The 18,092-nt window shown below is 48.3% G+C and carries 8 protein-coding genes; 6 read left to right on the plus strand and 2 right to left on the minus strand.

Annotated features, from left to right (window positions below):
* Positions 1-132: 132 nt before the first annotated feature.
* From ACOJUO_RS15325 to sbcB, 6 genes are all read left to right on the plus strand, one after another.
* Complete coding sequence (locus tag ACOJUO_RS15325; protein ID WP_422132894.1) at positions 133-945, plus strand: hypothetical protein; 813 nt, start codon at positions 133-135, stop codon at positions 943-945.
* Between the two features lie 154 nt (positions 946-1,099).
* Positions 1,100-2,044, plus strand: a complete 945-nt coding sequence (locus ACOJUO_RS15330; RefSeq protein WP_422137428.1) for a hypothetical protein — start codon at positions 1,100-1,102, stop codon at positions 2,042-2,044.
* 180 nt (positions 2,045-2,224) lie between these two features.
* Positions 2,225-13,330 (plus strand): hypothetical protein, encoded by an 11,106-nt coding sequence (locus tag ACOJUO_RS15335; RefSeq protein ID WP_422137429.1) that lies wholly within the window; start codon positions 2,225-2,227, stop codon positions 13,328-13,330.
* A gap of 35 nt (positions 13,331-13,365) precedes the next feature.
* Entirely contained in the window at positions 13,366-13,734 is a 369-nt protein-coding gene (locus ACOJUO_RS15340; protein ID WP_422132897.1) for a PilZ domain-containing protein, read from the plus strand.
* A 94-nt stretch (positions 13,735-13,828) separates the two neighbouring features.
* Complete coding sequence (locus ACOJUO_RS15345) at positions 13,829-14,467, plus strand: YigZ family protein (RefSeq protein ID WP_422132898.1); 639 nt, start codon at positions 13,829-13,831, stop codon at positions 14,465-14,467.
* Between the two features lie 2 nt (positions 14,468-14,469).
* Positions 14,470-15,894, plus strand: coding sequence for an exodeoxyribonuclease I (gene sbcB / locus ACOJUO_RS15350; protein WP_422132899.1), 1,425 nt, complete (start codon positions 14,470-14,472; stop codon positions 15,892-15,894).
* 6 nt (positions 15,895-15,900) lie between these two features.
* On the opposite strand, the gene ACOJUO_RS15355 is transcribed toward sbcB, so the two are convergent.
* A complete protein-coding gene (locus ACOJUO_RS15355) occupies positions 15,901-16,407 on the minus strand; it encodes a response regulator (RefSeq protein WP_422132900.1) in 507 nt (168 codons plus the stop codon).
* 450 nt (positions 16,408-16,857) lie between these two features.
* Positions 16,858-17,511 carry a response regulator transcription factor gene (locus tag ACOJUO_RS15360; protein WP_317142683.1) on the minus strand — a complete coding sequence of 218 codons (654 nt, stop codon included), beginning with the start codon at positions 17,509-17,511 and terminating at the stop codon, positions 16,858-16,860.
* Positions 17,512-18,092 lie beyond the last annotated feature (581 nt).

The raw sequence follows: 18,092 nt of genomic DNA on the forward strand, positions 1-18,092 counted from the left end.
TTTTCTCTGTTACGGCGCTGATCATAAAGTCTGTTGCCCTTATTCCAGTCTCTATTTCATAGTAGTATTGCCCCTCAACTGCCCATGGCGGAACAGATGCCCGTAGCGGATTAAGAGACAGATGAGAAACCCATGAGAGAAGAGAAAAAGGCGATCAATGATATACCGGATTTCTCAATTGCAGCGGACGAGCGTCCGGGGCGCAGGAAAGCTGTGGCTTCCGGAGGAACGCCTCCTCTCAAGAAAGGGGGCTCGGGGCGGACTGCTTCGGCTAAAGGTGGAAATGGCCTGACCTGGCTCATACTGGTCATGATTGTTGTGCTTGGGGCGGGTGGCGTCTGGCAATTCAAATTGATACAAAAGGAGTTGGCTGATACCCGCCAGGCCTTGAAGGTCACCCAGGAAAAGCTGAGTACCGTGACCGGAGAGATCACTGCTACTGGTGAAAACCTTGATCAGAGCGGCTCAGCGCTGCGATCTGAGCTGGAGGTAGTGAATTCTGAAATTCGCAAGCTCTGGGATGTTTCGAATAAGCGAAACCGTCAGTGGATCCTGATCAATAAGGATAATGTTGCCAAAGCTCTCAAGGAAGCAGATAAAGCAGGCAAAACAGTGGACAAAGCTTCTGGCCAGCTGAGTGCTTTGCAGAAGCGTATTCGTGAAATGGATCAGTTGATGAAGGCCATTAGCACTGAACAGGTGGCTGCCCAGGGTATGATGACGGAGAGCCTTGCGAAGTTTGACAAACAGGTTGCTGAAATGAAAAAGCTGGTGGCTGATCAGAAAAAACTTCAGGCTGAGCTCACCAGGAAAGTGGAAGATCAGCAGCAGGCAGTTAAAGCGGTTGATTCATTCCGGGTGCAGGTTAACCGCAAACTTCAGCAACTGGAAGATACTGTCAGGGAACTGACGCAACCCCCCAGGGAAGGTCTGGGGCTGGAATAATCCAATCCCCATAGCGTAATTGGTTTCAGGCGCTGCCGAGTGCTAAACAAGATCTCGACAGCTTCTGAAAACCACCTTTCATTTAATGAAAAGCGAGATTCCGTTTTAAACTGGCTACATTTAAATTAATAACTTTTTCCGGAGATGTGGGTCGATGATGGGCTCTTTTCCCATGACAGTGCGCATATGTCTGGTGGTTGCGATGGCAGTCATGACCTCTTCCTGCTCACTATTTGACTGGTTTGAGACTAAACCAGACTCTTCCCAATCCGCAAATACAGTTCTAAAAAAGCCATCAGGCTGGACTTTCAATCATCAATGGCAGGTCAAGAATACTAATCCCTCTCTTAAGTCTCTGGTACCTGGCGAATACATGACCCTGACAGGTCAGTGCTCATTTTCTGCCGATATGCTGACTCTGCTGGAATCAAAACCAAAGGGTTTGCTGGTTCCTGTCATCAAGGTGACCAGTGATCTGACATTGTCGCCAGATTTTGAAAACAGCGTGAGACTTTACCAGATACTCAGATCTCAATTCCCGTTGGCTGGGGCAGGTGACAGCCTGGAATTTTATCAGACCCTGTTATCCAGCGTTGAACATACCTGTCCTGCCAACATGACCCGGGAGATCGACAGCTGCCAGTTTAAAAAATGGATGTCTTTTACCGGATTAGGGGAAGAAAACACTGTTTATGATGAAGATCGTCTCAAGCGCTGGTACCAATCTCATTCGTCTGTTAAATACCTGATCATGGGCTCCAGTGAACTGTTTAATTCTGACGCTCTCCTGAGTGCTCGTTATTCTGCCAATTCCAGATTGATTTCCGAACAGCCCATTTCTGTGAGAGAAAAAAGCATCAGACCCTACCTTGGCAAGGTACGTTTTGACTGGGCCGTTCCGGGTAATGGCGAGCAAAGACCTTTTATTAGCCTGGGTTCCTGCACATTGAACTGGCAAGAGCTTGAGAAACAGAGAGGTTTACATGGCCCGGGCTGGATAGAAACGACGTCACTGGTTGAGGTCAATCAGGTTCTGCTTCCCTATTTTATTGAGTTTATGAGCGACGCGACCAAAGCCATCTCAAGGCCGTCCAGATGAGTACTCTGGCGTTTTGACGAGCTGTGCTTTCAAGCCACCGGAATGCAAAACTCCTCGGCAACCCACTGCTAATCTTAAATTGTGAATTCATCCGACAGGTATGAATTTAGCGTCTTAGGTGCCGGAATGTAAGCTGTTTCTTGGCAGTTGTGTAGTTTTTCAACGGATGTTGTAGACCGCATGGACCATAGAAGCAGTGGCATTGGCATACCCCATAGCCAACACCTGAACAGTACATCAGTGCATGGTTCCCAGACTTCTGAGGAACAGACAAGTCATGGTGTGGGTTCAGTTCAACTGCCAAATAAGCTTCTACAAGGCGATCGTCCAATTACAACCCCCATTGGAGACAGGGATATCTCCCATGTCGATGTGGGCACACCCTCAATTCCAAAACCTCACAACATGATTTGCAGGGCTTATGCCCGTCCTGTCAGTCAGGTTGCTGATCATACTCTTTTCAGACTCAGAGAAAGCATAAGGTCTGAGACAGTAAAAACTGCTGACAGGAAAACCAGACTACAGATGGCTGAACGGCTGGGCAGGGTCCATGATGTGTTGGGCTGGCGCTTTAAAATGCCAGCTAACCGCCAACAGCTGGAAACTGGCCTCAATGGCAACAACGGGCCTTTGATGACATTGGCCATGGCCCAATCCATGCTTCATCAGATAGAGGTTCTGCAGACCGGTGTTGCTGATGCAATCACAGCCAGTGGTCAATCGAAGGAAGCATGGGCATGGGGACTGCTGAAACGGTATGAGCTGGATAAAATGAATCGCGAGGTTCTGGCGCTCGCTGAGTTCTATTGTCGGCATTCCCCCGAGCTAACAAACCCTGAAGAGATTTCCAGCCCTTCAGAGAATGATCCGTTTCTTGGTCACATCTTTGCAGAGAATAGTCTCGGCACGCCACCGTTGGTGCCTACACTTGCAACTCCCAGACCGCCTGATGGTCCTGTTCTTTCCACCCGGAGTTTTGAACTATCCAGGGCGCAACAGGAACTGAGATGTCTCAGAGAAGAGAAAGAAGAATTAGGCAACGAGCTGCAACAGACCCGCAATCAGTTGACTGAACTGAAGGAAGCAGTAGAAGTCCTCAAGCAGAAAGAAAAGAGAGTGCCTGAAGGTTTTTCAGAAAGGCTGAGTGAGCTTGAGAAAGAACAATCCGAACTAAAAGACGAACTCAGCGAGAGGGATCGTCAGTTACGTGAGGAGCAGTATCGGATAGTCAGTACCCATGGATCTCCCATTGGCAGCAGCGAATTATTGAGTGCAGAAACCTTCGATTCTGACGACAGGCTGGATGAGCTGGAAGCATTGAACAGTCAGCTTCAAGCTCGAATGAAAGAGCAAACCCGAATGCTGGCTGACAATGGCGTTACTCTGTCAGAACTCCAGAAACAGGTGGTTGACTCTGGTCAAAAAATAGACGCGCTGCAAAGTCAACTTCAGGCAGCCCATCTGAACCATCAGCAGATGGGTCAGGAGGCTGTTTCAGCTCTGGAACAAAAGGATCAGCTGGTACTGCGACTGCGGCAGGAGTACCTGGAGAGCTATCAATCCGTTGAAAATGAGCTGAATCAGGAAAGAGCCAGGCTGGCAGAGCTTCAGCAGAGTTATCAAAATGCTCAAGAGCGAGTGGCTGATTTATTCAGGCAAAATGGGTTACTGCAGCTTGATATCAAGGCACTCAATAAGGACCTTGAAGCACAAAAGCAAGCGGATTCTGCAGGAGTGGCGCAGCTTGAATCCCAGGTGAAAGAGCTTACCAAGTATCGTGATCGTTGGGTTCTGGACCATGTCGATATCACTGGCAAGAAAAGGCAAGTTGAAGAAAAGGCGAAGCAACTGGAAGAGCAGCTGAATCTTATTGAAGAAAACCATAAGCAAAAGCTGGATCAGCTGCAAAGAAAATTTGAAGAAGCAGACAGCAGGGCTCATTCAGCAGAGCAATCACTTTTTGTCCTTGAAGGTGATCATAAAGGGGTGCTTGCCCGTGAAGAAGATCTCAAAAAAGCATTAACGGATACCAAAAGAGAACTGCGAGAAAAGGTCGAAGAACTCGAGCAGCAGCAGTCTGAGTTTGAGGAAAAAGCCCGATCATTAAAAGAGATTCATCTGGAACGACAGAAATACGACGATGAAATCAAAGACCTGCAACAAACCCTTGTTGAGCATAAGGATCAGGCTCAGGAAGAAAAAGCGAAGCTTGAAGCGTCGCTATTGACTAAACAGGCCGAACTGGAAGACTTGCAAGTCGAATATGAGCAGGACTTAAAAGGTCTGGAAGCGCTGAATGAGCAGCTGGATATAGCCAGAGCTGAGATCACCTCCCTGAAAGAGCAGCTGCAGAGTCTCCGGCTTGAACAGAGTAACGGTTCGCAGGAGAGTCAATCTCACGAGGCTGAGATGGCTCAGATTGCAGAGCAGTTAAGAGTTGCTGAACAAAAGCATCAAAAAGAAAAAGCTGATTTAGAGTCAGAGGTCGAAAGCGCCAGAATATCTGAACAGCAGGTACAGATTCAGCTCACAGACAAAGAGAGAGAGCTGAATGAGTTGCAGTCAAGGTTGCAGAGCACTGAGCGTGAACTCAGGGAAAAAATAGTCAGTCTTGAGAATGATCTTCGCTCAAAAGAGGAGGATCTTTCACAGAGAGATCAGGCGTTAGTGATTGAGAGGAGAAAAGTTCAGGAGCTAACGGTTAAGAGCGATGGGCTTGAGGAAGAGAAAGATAAACTCGAGTCATCGCTGGCAGCCCTTCGCGGAGAACTTGAGACGGCTCAAAGGGCTACCCGGTCCTCGAAAGAGGAGGTCACCGAATATATAAGACAGCTTCAAGCTGCTGAAAACATCGCAGAAAAGCTGCAAAGCAAACTTGATGAAGCAAAAAGCAAGGAAAGAGAGGCAAGAGAGCGCTCTGCAATAGCTGACGAGTCTATCCCTAAATTGCAGGAGACGTCAGAGCGTTATCACAGAGAGCTTCAGTTAAGCCAGCAGGAAGTGAATCGACTAAAAGATCTGCTAACCGGCAAAGAAGATGAACTTGCCGAAGCCAAAATCAGGGAAAACTCGCTGTCATCTTCGATCCTGGCAAAGGACGACAGGATTCGGGAACTTGAAGAAGCTGAGGTTGAATTCAGGAGCGAGATTGAAAAAGCCAATCAAAGAACGCAGGAAAAGCAACAGAAAGTGGTTGCGCTTAGCCAGAATGTCGATGATCAAGTTCGTGCTATTGAAAAGCTCACGCACAGAGTTCAACAACTGCTCCCTGAGAAAGAATTGAGTGACAATAAAGTCATTGAGTTGGAAGAGAGAGTTCAGTTAATTGCCCGGGAGCGAGATGAAGCAAAGCAAATGCTTCTGAAAGCTGAGAAAAATTTACGAAGCGGTAGTGATGCCGCAGAGATTGAGAAAGCTCAATGGGAAAACCAGCTCAGGGATTCAAGATCCAGAGTGTCTGATCTGGAAAGTCGTCTTAAAGAGACCGAAAAGAAAAGAGACCACTTTCAATCAGAGTCAGATGCTCTTGCTCATGATAGAGATCAGGTGAAGAAGCAGCTTCAGGAGCTTCAGCTCAATGCAGAAAGTCTGAAAAGTCAGCATTCCCTTGAGATGGAAAGGCTCATCCGGGAGCGAGATGAGTTTAAGCTAAAGGTCGAGGCACTGGAGCAAAAGGCAGAAGTTGCTTCAGCTGACTGGGATAAAGAAAAAGTCAGAATTGAGGAGGCCAGGAAAAAACTGTTTGCTGATTTGAAAAACCAGCATGACCAGCTGGTTGAAACAAAAAAACGACTTGATCAGCAACTTCTTGCGTCTCAGGAGGAGGTCAGGAAGACAAAGCTTGAGCTATCCCATAAAGACGCCACTCTCGAACAGAAAGAACAAAACATTGAGCGTGTAAATAACCAGTTGATTACGTTGAAAAACAGTCTTGAGGAAAGTCAAACCAGGGTGTTGTCTCTGGAGGGTGAGGCTACCGAACTGGGCACACAATATGGAAGGTTGGAGCTGGAAGTAAAAAGATTGACGCAAGAGAGGGATCAGGCTCATAGCGCTTCCTTAAAGCAGAATGAGGAGCTGTGCCTTCTGCGAGGCAGTCTTGAAGAGGCAGAAACCACCCTGGAGTCTCTGAAAAAGCAGCTTAACGATGAGCAAAGTGAGAAGTCACTGGAGTTTGCTGATCTTAAAAGAGAGATTCGTCTGGCTAAAGAAAACAGGGACCACTTTAAATCGCTTTCCGAGACAGCGGAAGAACAAAGAAAAATAAAGGATACAAGGGTTAGCGAACTGGAAGCCCTGTTGAGGGATAGCCAAAAAGAGGCTCACAGCTTAAAGGGTATGGTTGATGATCTGGGTGTCAAACAGGAAAGGGCGTTGAAAGAGGCTCAAGTTTACAGCAGTCAGCTTGAAAAAGATCTGGCTTTTCAGGAAAGCAGGCATAAGCATGAAGCTTCGGGTTGGGAAGAAGAAAGGCAGCGTCTTACCAGCTCGCACAAAGAGATCGTCGTTGATCTTAAAGAGCAGTTGCAAAAACTCCAGCATCTGAAAAATGATGTTGATAACCGGGTTTCAAAGCTTGAACTGGAAGGTAAGACGAAAGATCTTGAGTTGCAGCAAAAATCTCTGGGCCTTGAGGAGAGAAAAGAAGAAGTCAGTCGTCTTCAGAGCGAGGCTGAAAGCCTGAAAGCTGAATTAAGGAGCCTGAGTGGTCAATCCAGAGAAGCAGCGTCAAATCATACGCTTGCATTGAAAGAGAAAGAACTTGCTCATCAAAAATTAGCCGAGAGTCTTGAGCAGGAAAAGCGCCAGCGAGATCAGGAAAAGATAAAGCTGGAAAAGGCTGTCAGTGACCTGGAGCAGGAGCGAAAGGGTTTGCAATCGAAACTGACTGAGTTTCAGGCTGTGGGTATTGAAAACCAGACGCTTGCCACTGAAGTTATTCATTTAAAAGACCAACTGCATATAACTCAGGAAGAGTTGAACAAGATTAGAGAGAAAAAGAGAGAAGTCGAGCAGCAATCAGAAGAAGCTCTTAAGGCCAAGGCCTCTCTACAAAGCCAGTTAGAAGTTGAGCGGGAACGGGTTGAAACACTCTCTGAAACGAAAAGTAATCTGGAAGCTCAAGTTCTTGAGAAAGAGAGCGCCCTGATATTAAAAAACCAAGAATTAGTTGAAGCTAAGGAAAGCCTTGAGCGCGAATCTGAGCGGTTCAATCAATTAACGCTTCAGGCTGACAGTCATCAGGTTGACAGTCATCAGGTTGACTCCGGTTATGAGTCAGATTCTCTTTCCGAGGACGGCTTTTCCGAGGCGGAGTCTTATACTTCAAAGGCTTCTTCTGATCCGTTACCTGATCGGTTCGATTCATCTGCTGATGAAGGTTTGGATCTCACTCAGGAATCTCCATTGCCCCAGTGGACAGATTTGGGGACAGTCGTTTCAGAGATCAAAAGCAAAGAGTTTGCTTCTCTTGGCCCAGGAACTTTTGTTATTTCGGGCCTGATTCAAAAAATGAGTTCAGCCTGGTCTGAGCTGGCTTCCAGACTGGAAGTGATAGAAAAAGAACGGGAAATTTATCATTTCACCGGTCCGGATGATTTTCCGGGCAGGAGCGGCTCCCGAAAGGAAGTGATGTCACTCCATGAGCAATTCCTGATGGAGCTGGAGTCCATTGATCAGACCTATCAAAAAGCCCCGGGTGCGACCCCGGATCGCCCTTTAGTGGATGAGTTTACCCGTCAGATTGACCGGACTGTATCCCTGACCCGGGGCAATATACAAGTAATGGCCGGGGAGCAGGATGATTTTCAGACTCAGCTCGACAGATTCGAAGCCACTCTTGAAGCCTTAAAGCCTGATGCTCTGGCTGGCCCGGAAGATCCTGAAGCCATAGTCGATTTTGAACTGACCAATATGAGTACCCTGTTGGCAAAAAGCTCGGGGGATCCGGACAGGGAGTTCTATACACATGCCTTGTGCGCCCTTGCCAGATCAGCTTCAAAGCGTCTGAATGAATCCTGGAAGAAAAAAATTGCAACGATTGAGGGGCCAGACGAAGGGCATCGGCTTTTAAAACAGTATGAATACTCGCTTCAGCGATTGGCTTCAGAGCATCTGCCACCCCGTTTGAGACGCAGTGTGCCCGAACATGGACGGGTATTTTTATCGAAGCTGGTTGAATATCAAAAGGCGGAGTTTGAAGCCAGACTGGATCAACAGCTGGGAGTCGCTCTCAAGCCGCAGGCGGGCCATTCTCTGGAAGAGCAAATGGTCAGGGATCCGCAGATCTGTGACAGACTCTTAACTCTGCTGTCCAGTTTACAGGAGCAGCATGAAGGGATTGTTAAACAACCCGGGTCCGCAAATTTAGCAGCAGGGGCAACGCAATGGGTTGACTTCAGCTATGCCGATGCCTCCTTGGTGGGGCTCAGTCAGATCAGGGATGAATTTGGATTACCCGCGACTCCGACCATGACAAAGGTGCTCAGAACCCTTCAAAAGGAGCTGAAAAGACCCGGCTCACTGGTTCTCACCATGGCTGTCAGGCAGCACAAAGAGAATTACGAAACCCGAAAAGAGCGAGAGACGCGCAGGCTCAAGCTGGAAAGACAGTGCACAGAGTTGCTGGCTCAGGAAACCAGGCTCGAGCCGAAGCAGAAGTTCAGGGGCCTTACTCATGATGATGACTTTACCCAAGCTGTTGAACATCCTCATCAAGCCGAAATTGCCTGCTTTCAGCCAGATTCACCGGTACCCCTGGCAGAAGCTTCAGGTCATGTTCAGACTCAGGCTGGCTTCAGGGTGAGCGCTCTTACCCAGAACCCTGACTGTCTGATAAACAGTTTCATGAATGGTTTTAATAAGGTTGCTCTTCATAAAACCAGCCTTGTTACCGGTGACCGATACATTGAATTGTCTGAAGGTGCTCAATGCCGACCTTCACTGGTGTTTCACTCCAAAGAGGGTCAGCACTGGCAGATTCAGCTGGATGGACGAACCTGGTCTCTGGATCCTGCTTTTCTTCATGAGCATCCCAATTTCGAAGTTCCCTTTCAGGTCAGCACTGCAGGAAGAGAAAAAAAGCGGGACTGGATTCCCCTGAAAAGTGCTTCGGGGCAAACCGTCCTGCTGGTCGCTCAGAAAACACCTTCAGATCAGCAGTGCTTTATGTATGAACTGGGTTCCAATGATCAACTGATCCCGGTGCCAATCCGGGGGGAAAACCCCAGAAGCGAGCTGATTAAAGCGAACTTACTGAGTAAAGCTTGCTTACTGAAGCCAGACAGTACTTCACCATCAAGATCACGCAAAGATTATCCGCCTGAAGTCCTTGAGCTTGAATCGCTGAAAAATACCTGGCTACCGAGTGCTTCCCTCAAGCAAATTGATGAATGTTACAAGAAAGTTGTTAAGGAAGTGGATCATCAATTACTGAAACCGCCTTTTACCTGCACACCTTGTGATGGACGTGTCAGAAGCCTGCCTGTTGAGCTTCCGGTGGTGAGAAAAGTGGCTCAGGAAAAATCAAGGAAGCCGGAAACCGGTGCCCATCAGGAAACGTTTCATCCAGAACAGTTTTCGCCCTTTACCGTCAATGCCAGTTTCGGCCATGTCAGTGAAGCGTTTCTGAAAGCCAGGAGGGAGTTGCTGGTTGATAGTGCTCATAGTGTCACTAAAAGTGTCACTGAAAGTGTTATTAGAACGCTTGAAGGAGAACAAAAAGCGTTTCAGGAACAGGTATTTAAAAACCTGTCAGTCTACTCTGGTTGCGAGTTGCAAACCCAGGGACCCCGTGGGATACCTGATCCGAAAACGCTAAAAACCAACAGGCAGTCGGTTTTGAGCCATTTTGAAAAGGTCATCGTCAACAACAGAAAGCACTGTGTTCGTACACTTCAGTTAAAAAAAGCTCTGGAAAAAGGTCTGGTCAGCTACATTCGTAATGCTTCTGAAAATGATGTGCAGGGTTTTTCTGATGGCGAGCTTCTGGATCATGCCATTCGTAACTTTGAGAAGGGACTGGCTCCGGGTGGTAATGATGTTGACGGGTTTATCAAACGCATGTCGCAGCTGATGCTGGTGGATATTGACCTTGAGCAGAGCAGCCTGATAGGTCAGCGCCTTGAGGCGCTTAAAAGTGAGCTGGTGGATCTGGACTTTGCCGCCTTTGAGCAGGTGAGTGAGCCCCACGAATACATCAGGCGTTGTCAGGAATGGAATCTGGATATGGCTCTGCTGGCATCCAGACAGAGCAATCTGAATAACCGAATCAGCAGTTACGAGAATACCTTGCTGGATACTAAAAACCTGGCCCTTTTGTCGTTTGAAAGAAGGCATCACATTGTCTTGTCACCCGATCAGGCCGACGAACTGGCTGTTACACTGGCCGGTGTCAGCCAATGGGCCAATGGCCATGAAGTTGCCATGATGTCTCATAAAGGCACTGGCTACGGTAAAAGTACACTGCTGCTGGCGCTGACGGATCACGCTTCGGCCCAGTTAGGTGCTGATACGGACCGTTCGATTATTGTCATGGCTCCAAAGACCAATCAGGCAGAACTGGATAAAGGCTTGCGTGAGTACTACGCCCGCAAGGGGCAGGACTATCGCCGATTGGATCTTGAAACCTGCTTTGCACCTCCCTGTGAGTTATCCGTCGCCCGGTTGGTAGAAGTTGAGAATACCCTGCTGGGGTTACCTGCCGGAACTTCGATTAATGACAGAGAATCCCTGCTGGCTCAGGGGCGAGTGCCCGTGGGCGCCTCAATCACAGATGTGCAGATTCTGATGCATCTGAAGCAGGCCTTGCTGGACGCTGAAGGTTTCATTCAGGACAAGCAGGCGATACTGGCAAAATTGGATGACTGTCTGGACTTGCTCAAAAACTCTATGGTGTTTGCCGACGAGTTTGACAGTGAGATGGTGCCTCATACCGAAGCTGAGTCGATATCAGTGGCTCAGACTGTGCAAGCGGTGATCAGAGGGCTTGGCTATGCCTTTGAAGTAGGGCCCCGAAGTATCAATCTGAAACATTCTGAATTTCTGTTTGGATGTAAAGCCCGGCATTTACTCTCAGCAACTCTGGGCACCTTGTACTGTGCAGCTTTGGCCAGTGCTTCAGGCAGTGCTGAAGAAGTGCGTCACAAAGCAAGAACAGACCCGGTGACCACCAATCAGCGTTTCTGGCACTTTATTTCTCTGGCAGAACCGGTGTTTTTCAGCTCTTCCGACCCTGAGGGCAGGAACAAGATGCTGACGGATGTTTTGCACAGGGTAGGCCCGGAGCCCCAGATTATTTTCTTTGATGGCGCTGAGTCGGGTGATGAATGTACGACAAAAGCGCACCAGATGAGTCGGACTTTGAATCTGGAACGACTGGCCATGGGGGGCGTTCAGAAGTCTGTTATTTACTATGACCATGACAAGAATCTGCAGATGCAGTATCAGGATGATCCGGTCTATGGACAGGGGGCTTCAGCTTCCCGGGAAACCATTACCCAGCTCAGCCGTTTGGGTGGACAGAGTACCGATGGTTACTTGAGTAAAGCCCAGTCTGTGGGCACTGACATGCCCCAGGGGAATGATAGTGTAGGTATTTTTCATGGGCTGGTGGGTCAGGCCGGTGGTGAAGCCAATGAGAACTATCTGGTTCAGCAACTTGGCCGTCTTACCCGTGACAGCAAGGACTTGCACAAGGCTCAAAGGGTGTTCATGGCGGTGGATCTGGATGCGGTTAAAGACATCAAAGGTGCCGACGTACAGAAAGAGGCATTTATTCAGGCTTTGAACGCGTTGGATGAGTCCATGCAGGCTGAAGAAAATCTGTTTCCTGAGGGCATTGATAACGCCTCTCCCGCATTGAAAAAAGTGGTTGAGCAAACAGTTACCCTCCCTGTTCAAAAAACAGAAGAAGGCGAGAGTGGTTATTTGCAGAACCTTCCACAAATAAGAGCCCAACTGGCTGAGATGGCTAAAAAAGAGTGGGCAGAGCTGGGTCTTTCTGAGGCAGCATTTCAGGAGCTGATTGAACTGAAAGTCCGCCAGTGGGTCTGTAAGAATGCATGGCTTGAACTTGTGGCTGTGGATATTGCCAGTCGTGAGAAAAGTCATCATACCCTCAATTGCGAGAAAGAGTTGATGCAGGCCAGAACCAACAGTCATCTGGATAAAGTGTATGCTGCGGAGCATCACTGGTTGAATGATGAAGCGGTCAGTTTGGTGAATGGACTGGATATGAAGGCGATGGGAATTCCCACGGAAGCCATTCCTGTTGTGACCAGCAACCTCAAGTCAGAAGTTACAGACTTTCTCAAATCCATTGAGAGGCGTTTTGTTCTGCCGGGAACCTATCAGGAGGATCTGGTCGAAACAGCGGATGCAAAACCCACACGTGAATGCCTTAGTGGTTACTTCAAGGAGTTAAAGAGCGAAGGCATTAAGCTTGATGGCAAAGATATGGTGAGTGAGACCAATAAAAAATTGATCCGTGAGAGCGATGTCGCTTTAGAAGAGGCTCTTACAAGAGTCACTGAACTTCACAATGTAGTGAAGAGTTTCAATGACAAAGCTCTGGGCGCTAAGCTTTTCGAGGACATTATGGCTTCCCTTCAGGCCAGCAGGCGAAAGCTGAGTGGTGCAGGGGGGGCGCGGGAGGCGATGCAAACGGAGGCCACCATTCGGAGAGCGTACAGCGATATGATGAAGGCTGTCATGAAAGTCATAGTTTATCAAATTAAACCAGCAGATCTTGAAGCATTAGAAAAGCGGATGATGGACGTGATCACTCAATGTGTTGATCTTGATCACAACCTGCGGCTGTCTCTGTACAGGAATCCCATTGGTCCTGACGTAATCAAAGCGATGGGTTTCGGTCGACTTAAAGAGTTCGCTGCCAACCCTCAAAAGTTCAGGTGGCGGAGGAAGGGGCCGCAAGGTCAGTGGACGCTGATTGGGAATAGCAGTCAGAACGTTATGGATTGCGATAAGGCCGAAGGTCATTTCGAGATTAAAGACGGTTATATCTCCAACAAAGCTCAGTTGAACCGCTTGCAGACCCAGGCTGCTTCCCTTAGTGAGCGGCAGGCTGAGCTGGATCGTGCCGTCAAGTTGTGCCAGCACCCGGTCAAAAACGAGTTCAGGGGCTGTGTGGATGAAGTGGAAAGAGCATTAATGCAGCAGTTTGATGCTTTTACCAGGGAACAGAAAAAGATCACAGAGCGAGAGCAGGAGTTAATGCTGAAACAGAGTGAGTTAAGGCAGAGCAAGTTGTACAAGGTTCTGGTTTAAATTTTTACAGGTTGGGCAGTAAAGGAATACAGATTATGTCTATGGTCCCACGCGGCAAGGAGCGTCGCAGCATCAAGCGTCACCAGTTGAATGATTATTTGACCATTTACAACAGGAATACGCTCAAGGAAATGGGAAGTATTGGCAATATCAGCAGCAATGGTCTGATGCTCATCAGTACGGTACCGGTTCTCATTGGTGCGGTTTACAGCATGAGAATTAAGCTGCCTGGTCCGGATGAAGAGAAAAATTATATTGACTTTGATGCCCGGTGTCACTGGTGCAAGCCCGACGTGGGTCCGGAGTTTTTTGATTCTGGCTACAGTATTGTCAGTGCAGGGCATGATATTATTGATCTGGTTGAAGTGCTCAAGGAGTACTTTTCTTTCACTGAGTGCCCATAGATTTAGCGGAAAATAAGGTCAACGATCACTGGGTTGATTGTTATCTGCTTTGTCTTGTGCATTCACATCGCCCTGACTGCAACAAGAGAATTGAATGTCCAGCCAGCCCTCCGGCCGCTATCGGGTGCCAGACCTCTTACCCGAAACCTCTTTTGAGCGGGAAACGGAAGTCAAGCGAAGCCGTTTTATTACTTTCCTGTCCAGAGTGGCCTCAAGAGCCGAAGCACTCTCCTTCCAGCAATCTCTGAGAAAACAGTTTCCTGACGCCTCCCATCATTGTCTGGCTTTTATAGCGGGCCCTCCCGAGGGGAATACCGTCATGGGATTTGATGATGACGGTGAGCCCGGTGGCACGGCTGGCAAGCCCATGCTAAATGTTTTGCAGCATCGTCAAATCGGAGAAGTCGCTGCCGTCGTGGTACGCTACTTTGGTGGTACCAGGTTGGGAGCCGGAGGATTGGTTCGGGCTTATGGCTCATCAGTTCAGGCCGCCGTCGAACAGTTACCTGTGGTTGAATGCGTTCCCATGGTTCGGGGAACCGCAGTGCTGGATTATGCCAGCGAACAGGCTTTTCGACACTGGCTCGAATCTTTGTCAGGACAGATCATTGATTGTGACTATACCGACCAGGTTGTTATCCAGGTTGAATTGCCTGAAGCGAACCGGATGGACTTTGCTTCCAGAATTACTGAATCCCTGAAGGGGAAGATTGCATTAAATTGGCAGGAGTGAACATGCTGAGAAGTTTCTACTGGCACGATTACGAAACCTTTGGCACCGATCCCGCGACGGATTGGCCTTGCCAGTTCGCGGGTATCAGAACTGATGCCGAGTTGAATGAAATCGGGGAGCCTCTCAATATCTTCTGCAAGCTACCCCCAGATCATCTGGCTCATCCCATGGCCTGTCTGGTCACCGGTTTGACACCTCAGGTTGTCAACGAAAGAGGGGTGGCTGAGCCGGAGTTTATTCGTCGGATTCATGCCGAGCTGGTGGAGCCCGGAACCTGTGCCGCAGGTTACAACTCGATTCGCTTTGATGATGAAGTGACTCGTAACAGCCTTTATCGAAACTTTTATGATCCCTATGCCAGGGAGTGGCAGAACGGAAACAGTCGCTGGGATCTCATTGATCTGGTGAGGCTGACCGCTGCTCTGAGGCCCGAAGGTATTGTCTGGCCCAAAAGAGAAGATGGTTTTAACAGTTACAGGCTGGAAGAACTGACCCAGGCAAACGGGATTGATCATGGCGATGCTCATGATGCTTTGTCTGATGTGAGAGCCACCATAGCGATGGCACGTCTGATACGTGACCGACAACCTCGAGTCTTCAACTTTATCTTGAACCTTCGCAATAAGAGAGACGTTTCCCGGCAGTTGAATCTGATGAAAAAAGAGGCTGTTGTCCATGTCTCAGGTATGTTTGGTGCTCAGAGGCACTGTCTTGCTATCGTGATGCCTGTTGCCATACATCCCGTTAATCGCAATGGGGTGGTCGTTTACGACTTGTCTGTTGACCCTGAAGTTCTGATGGACCTGTCGGTGGAAGAGTTACAGGCGCGATTATTCTCACCTGCCAGAGAAGGGCAGGAAAGGATTGCTCTGAAAGTGGTGCATATCAATAAATGCCCGGTGGTAGCTCCCTTGAAGGTACTCAGGCCAGAGGACCAGCAGCGACTGGGGATAGATCTGAATGCGTGCTCAAGGAACAGGGAATGGCTGCTGCAACATCCACAAGTGATGCAGAAGGTTCAGCAGGTATTTGACTCTGCGCCAGAAAACACTTCCAGCGATCCGGATCAGATGCTCTATACCGGTGGTTTTTTCTCTGATGAAGATAAAGAGCGAATGCAGGTGATCAGATCTTCAGAGCCCTATTCTCTGGCCAGACTGGGCTTTTCTTTCGATGATGCGCGATTGGATGATATGTTGTTTCGTTACCGGGCACGACATTATCCAGAGACACTGGATGTCGAGGAGTTGGAAACCTGGGAATCTTATCGAAAGCTGAGACTGTCTGAGGGTGACGACCGGATTCTCGGCTTTGGCTCATTCTGGCAGGCTATGGATGAAGCACAGGGGATGGCTTCCGTCGCACAGCAGGCTCTGCTTGATGAGCTGGCCGGTTACGTCAGGGGGCTGGAATCATCTGTGAGTTGAAATGAATCAAACCGCAGCAGCACCCCCTCCGCCGATCACCTGGTTAAAGTGTTCAGCCAGTCGGCCATAAATAACGGGCTTTTCGATGTAGTCGACTGCGCCTGCCTTGATGGCCGCGACGGCAGTGTGGACATCGTTATGGTGTCCAAGAACGATCACAGGAATATCATATTCAGCTTCGTTCAGGGTCTCCAACAGCTGTATAGCTTCTTTACTTTCTTTTTCATTCTCAGCAATGATGCAGTCAGGCTTTATGGCCTGCATCGCCATCAACAGTTCACTGCTGTTGCTGAAACATTCGAGTAGCATAGACTTCTCATCACACAGGCTGCGGATGGTGTCGGTAACATTTGTATCCTGTTCCAGAAGATACACAGTAGCTTTTGTTGCCAAGCTCATAGGGGCAGCCTTGATGGTCAATTCAATAACAATACTTGTGTCTTTTGCCGAGCCGCCAGCCTCTGCAGGGTAATCGGGTATCCTGCCAGAAAATGGGAACTCTGTTGTACTCATGCTCTGAAAGAATGACCTGCTCTCTTAACACAGGGCATCTACATCCAGCAGAGCGTTATCTGCAATGAAAGAAAAACTTTAGTTGCAATAAAGTAGATGATTTTTCTGAAATGATCGATTTTTTTATTAATAAAGTATTCAGTTACCGCTTGGTAGCCAAAAATAGTCCCAAAAATAGTCTCGTTCATTTAAGAAAAATCGACTTCTGCCCTCAGCTCTCTCATAGCGTATTAGGAGTTTAGGATTAGTCTCAGAATTGCTGAATGGAGGGATGTACTAGACGTTGTACGGGGACTACTTAAAAGGTGGCGCAAGGCTTCGCAGGGAATCCAGAGATAATTGTGAGGAGCAGGGCTGGCGTGTTATGGACTGACAAGACTGTGTGCTGACCACTACCAGGGAGAGATTAATGAACCGGGGCGTCATTCATAAAGGCACCCCGGATAGAGATCAGACCTTGAAGTAAAATTCACCTTCCAGGTGCTCTTTAACCTGCATAACCTGGCGAACCAGATGGGCCAGGGATTTGGTGCCCATTTTTTCCATCACACGAGAGCGATGGATTTCTACCGTTCTCTGGCTCAGATTGATGTCAGCAGCGATCACCTTGTTCGCCTTACCTTCAACGACATGGTGTAGAACTTCACGCTCACGGTCAGTCAGCGTAGAAAGACGACGAAGGATTTCTTTGTGCTCGAGCAGCTCACGACGTTGTTGCGCATCAAGTTTCAAGGCGTCATTAATCAGGTCCAGAAGCTCCTGATCGCGGAACGGTTTCTGGATAAAGTTCATTGCACCATCCTTGATAGCCTGAACGGCCATAGGTACATCGCCGTGTCCGGTAATAAAAATGATAGGCAGAATGCAGTGCATTTCGTTGAGTTTGCTCTGTAGCTCAAGCCCACTCATTCCCGGCATACGAATGTCCAGTACGATACATCCCGGACGGTTTTCATCGTAGACTTCCAGAAATTCGGCTGGGGAAAAGAAAGCTTCTACTGTCTGTCCAACAGATTTCATCAGCATTTTCAGCGAATCACGAACAGCCTCGTCATCGTCGATGATGAAAACGGTGGGCTCCTGCTTCATATCCTGTTGCTGCATAACGACTCCACTGTAACTGTATAAAAGTTGCCGTAAACGGATTTAATAATCAAACGCCGTCAGGCCGGAGAAAATTTGCGAAGGTAGAACCACGTCATTCATTTTTTTACATGCTTAACGGCTGTGGAATTCGATCTCAGTGTAGCAGAGGTTTGTAACAATGCACTGAAGTAACAACACCTCGAAGTAGCTATGCTCCGCGCAGGCTGTTTCTTGTAACGCCTGTTGTCTCTTTTACAACTTACACTGAGTGGGCTGTTCTGCCTGGATTTTGCTGGACAGCTTTTTGCAAACTACAACCCAGTATACTGAGCTTGGTTATTCGATGTCCGATATTTCCAAGTCGTAATTACGTTTGAATGGTCCAGATAATTTCGCTTTCTACTGGTCGCCTAACGGAATGCGCAATGTTAATGAAAAAATTATACATTCCAAGTGGTATAACTACTGTAAATGTTTATTAAATGTGGGTAAGTAAGCAGAAGGGCAGGTTTTGGGCGGTAAAATCCTTGTTGGTCTTGATTTTTCAACGGATTCCGGGGACAAAGGGCTGATAAAGGAACCGCACCTGCAATAGCGCG

The sequence above is a fragment of the Endozoicomonas sp. ALC020 genome (assembly GCF_049275935.1).
In the GTDB taxonomy this organism is placed as follows: domain Bacteria; phylum Pseudomonadota; class Gammaproteobacteria; order Pseudomonadales; family Endozoicomonadaceae; genus Endozoicomonas_A.

What these genes read in the sequence shown, in the direction of transcription:
- ACOJUO_RS15325 (WP_422132894.1), top strand. Translation starts at nt 133, where the DNA reads ATGAGAGAAGAGAAAAAGGCGATCAATGATATACCGGATTTCTCAATT.
- ACOJUO_RS15330 (WP_422137428.1), top strand. Translation starts at nt 1,100, where the DNA reads ATGATGGGCTCTTTTCCCATGACAGTGCGCATATGTCTGGTGGTTGCG.
- ACOJUO_RS15335 (WP_422137429.1), top strand. Translation starts at nt 2,225, where the DNA reads ATGGACCATAGAAGCAGTGGCATTGGCATACCCCATAGCCAACACCTG.
- ACOJUO_RS15340 (WP_422132897.1), top strand. Translation starts at nt 13,366, where the DNA reads ATGTCTATGGTCCCACGCGGCAAGGAGCGTCGCAGCATCAAGCGTCAC.
- ACOJUO_RS15345 (WP_422132898.1), top strand. Translation starts at nt 13,829, where the DNA reads ATGTCCAGCCAGCCCTCCGGCCGCTATCGGGTGCCAGACCTCTTACCC.
- sbcB (WP_422132899.1), top strand. Translation starts at nt 14,470, where the DNA reads ATGCTGAGAAGTTTCTACTGGCACGATTACGAAACCTTTGGCACCGAT.
- ACOJUO_RS15355 (WP_422132900.1), bottom strand. Translation starts at nt 16,407, where the DNA reads ATGAGTACAACAGAGTTCCCATTTTCTGGCAGGATACCCGATTACCCT.
- ACOJUO_RS15360 (WP_317142683.1), bottom strand. Translation starts at nt 17,511, where the DNA reads ATGCAGCAACAGGATATGAAGCAGGAGCCCACCGTTTTCATCATCGAC.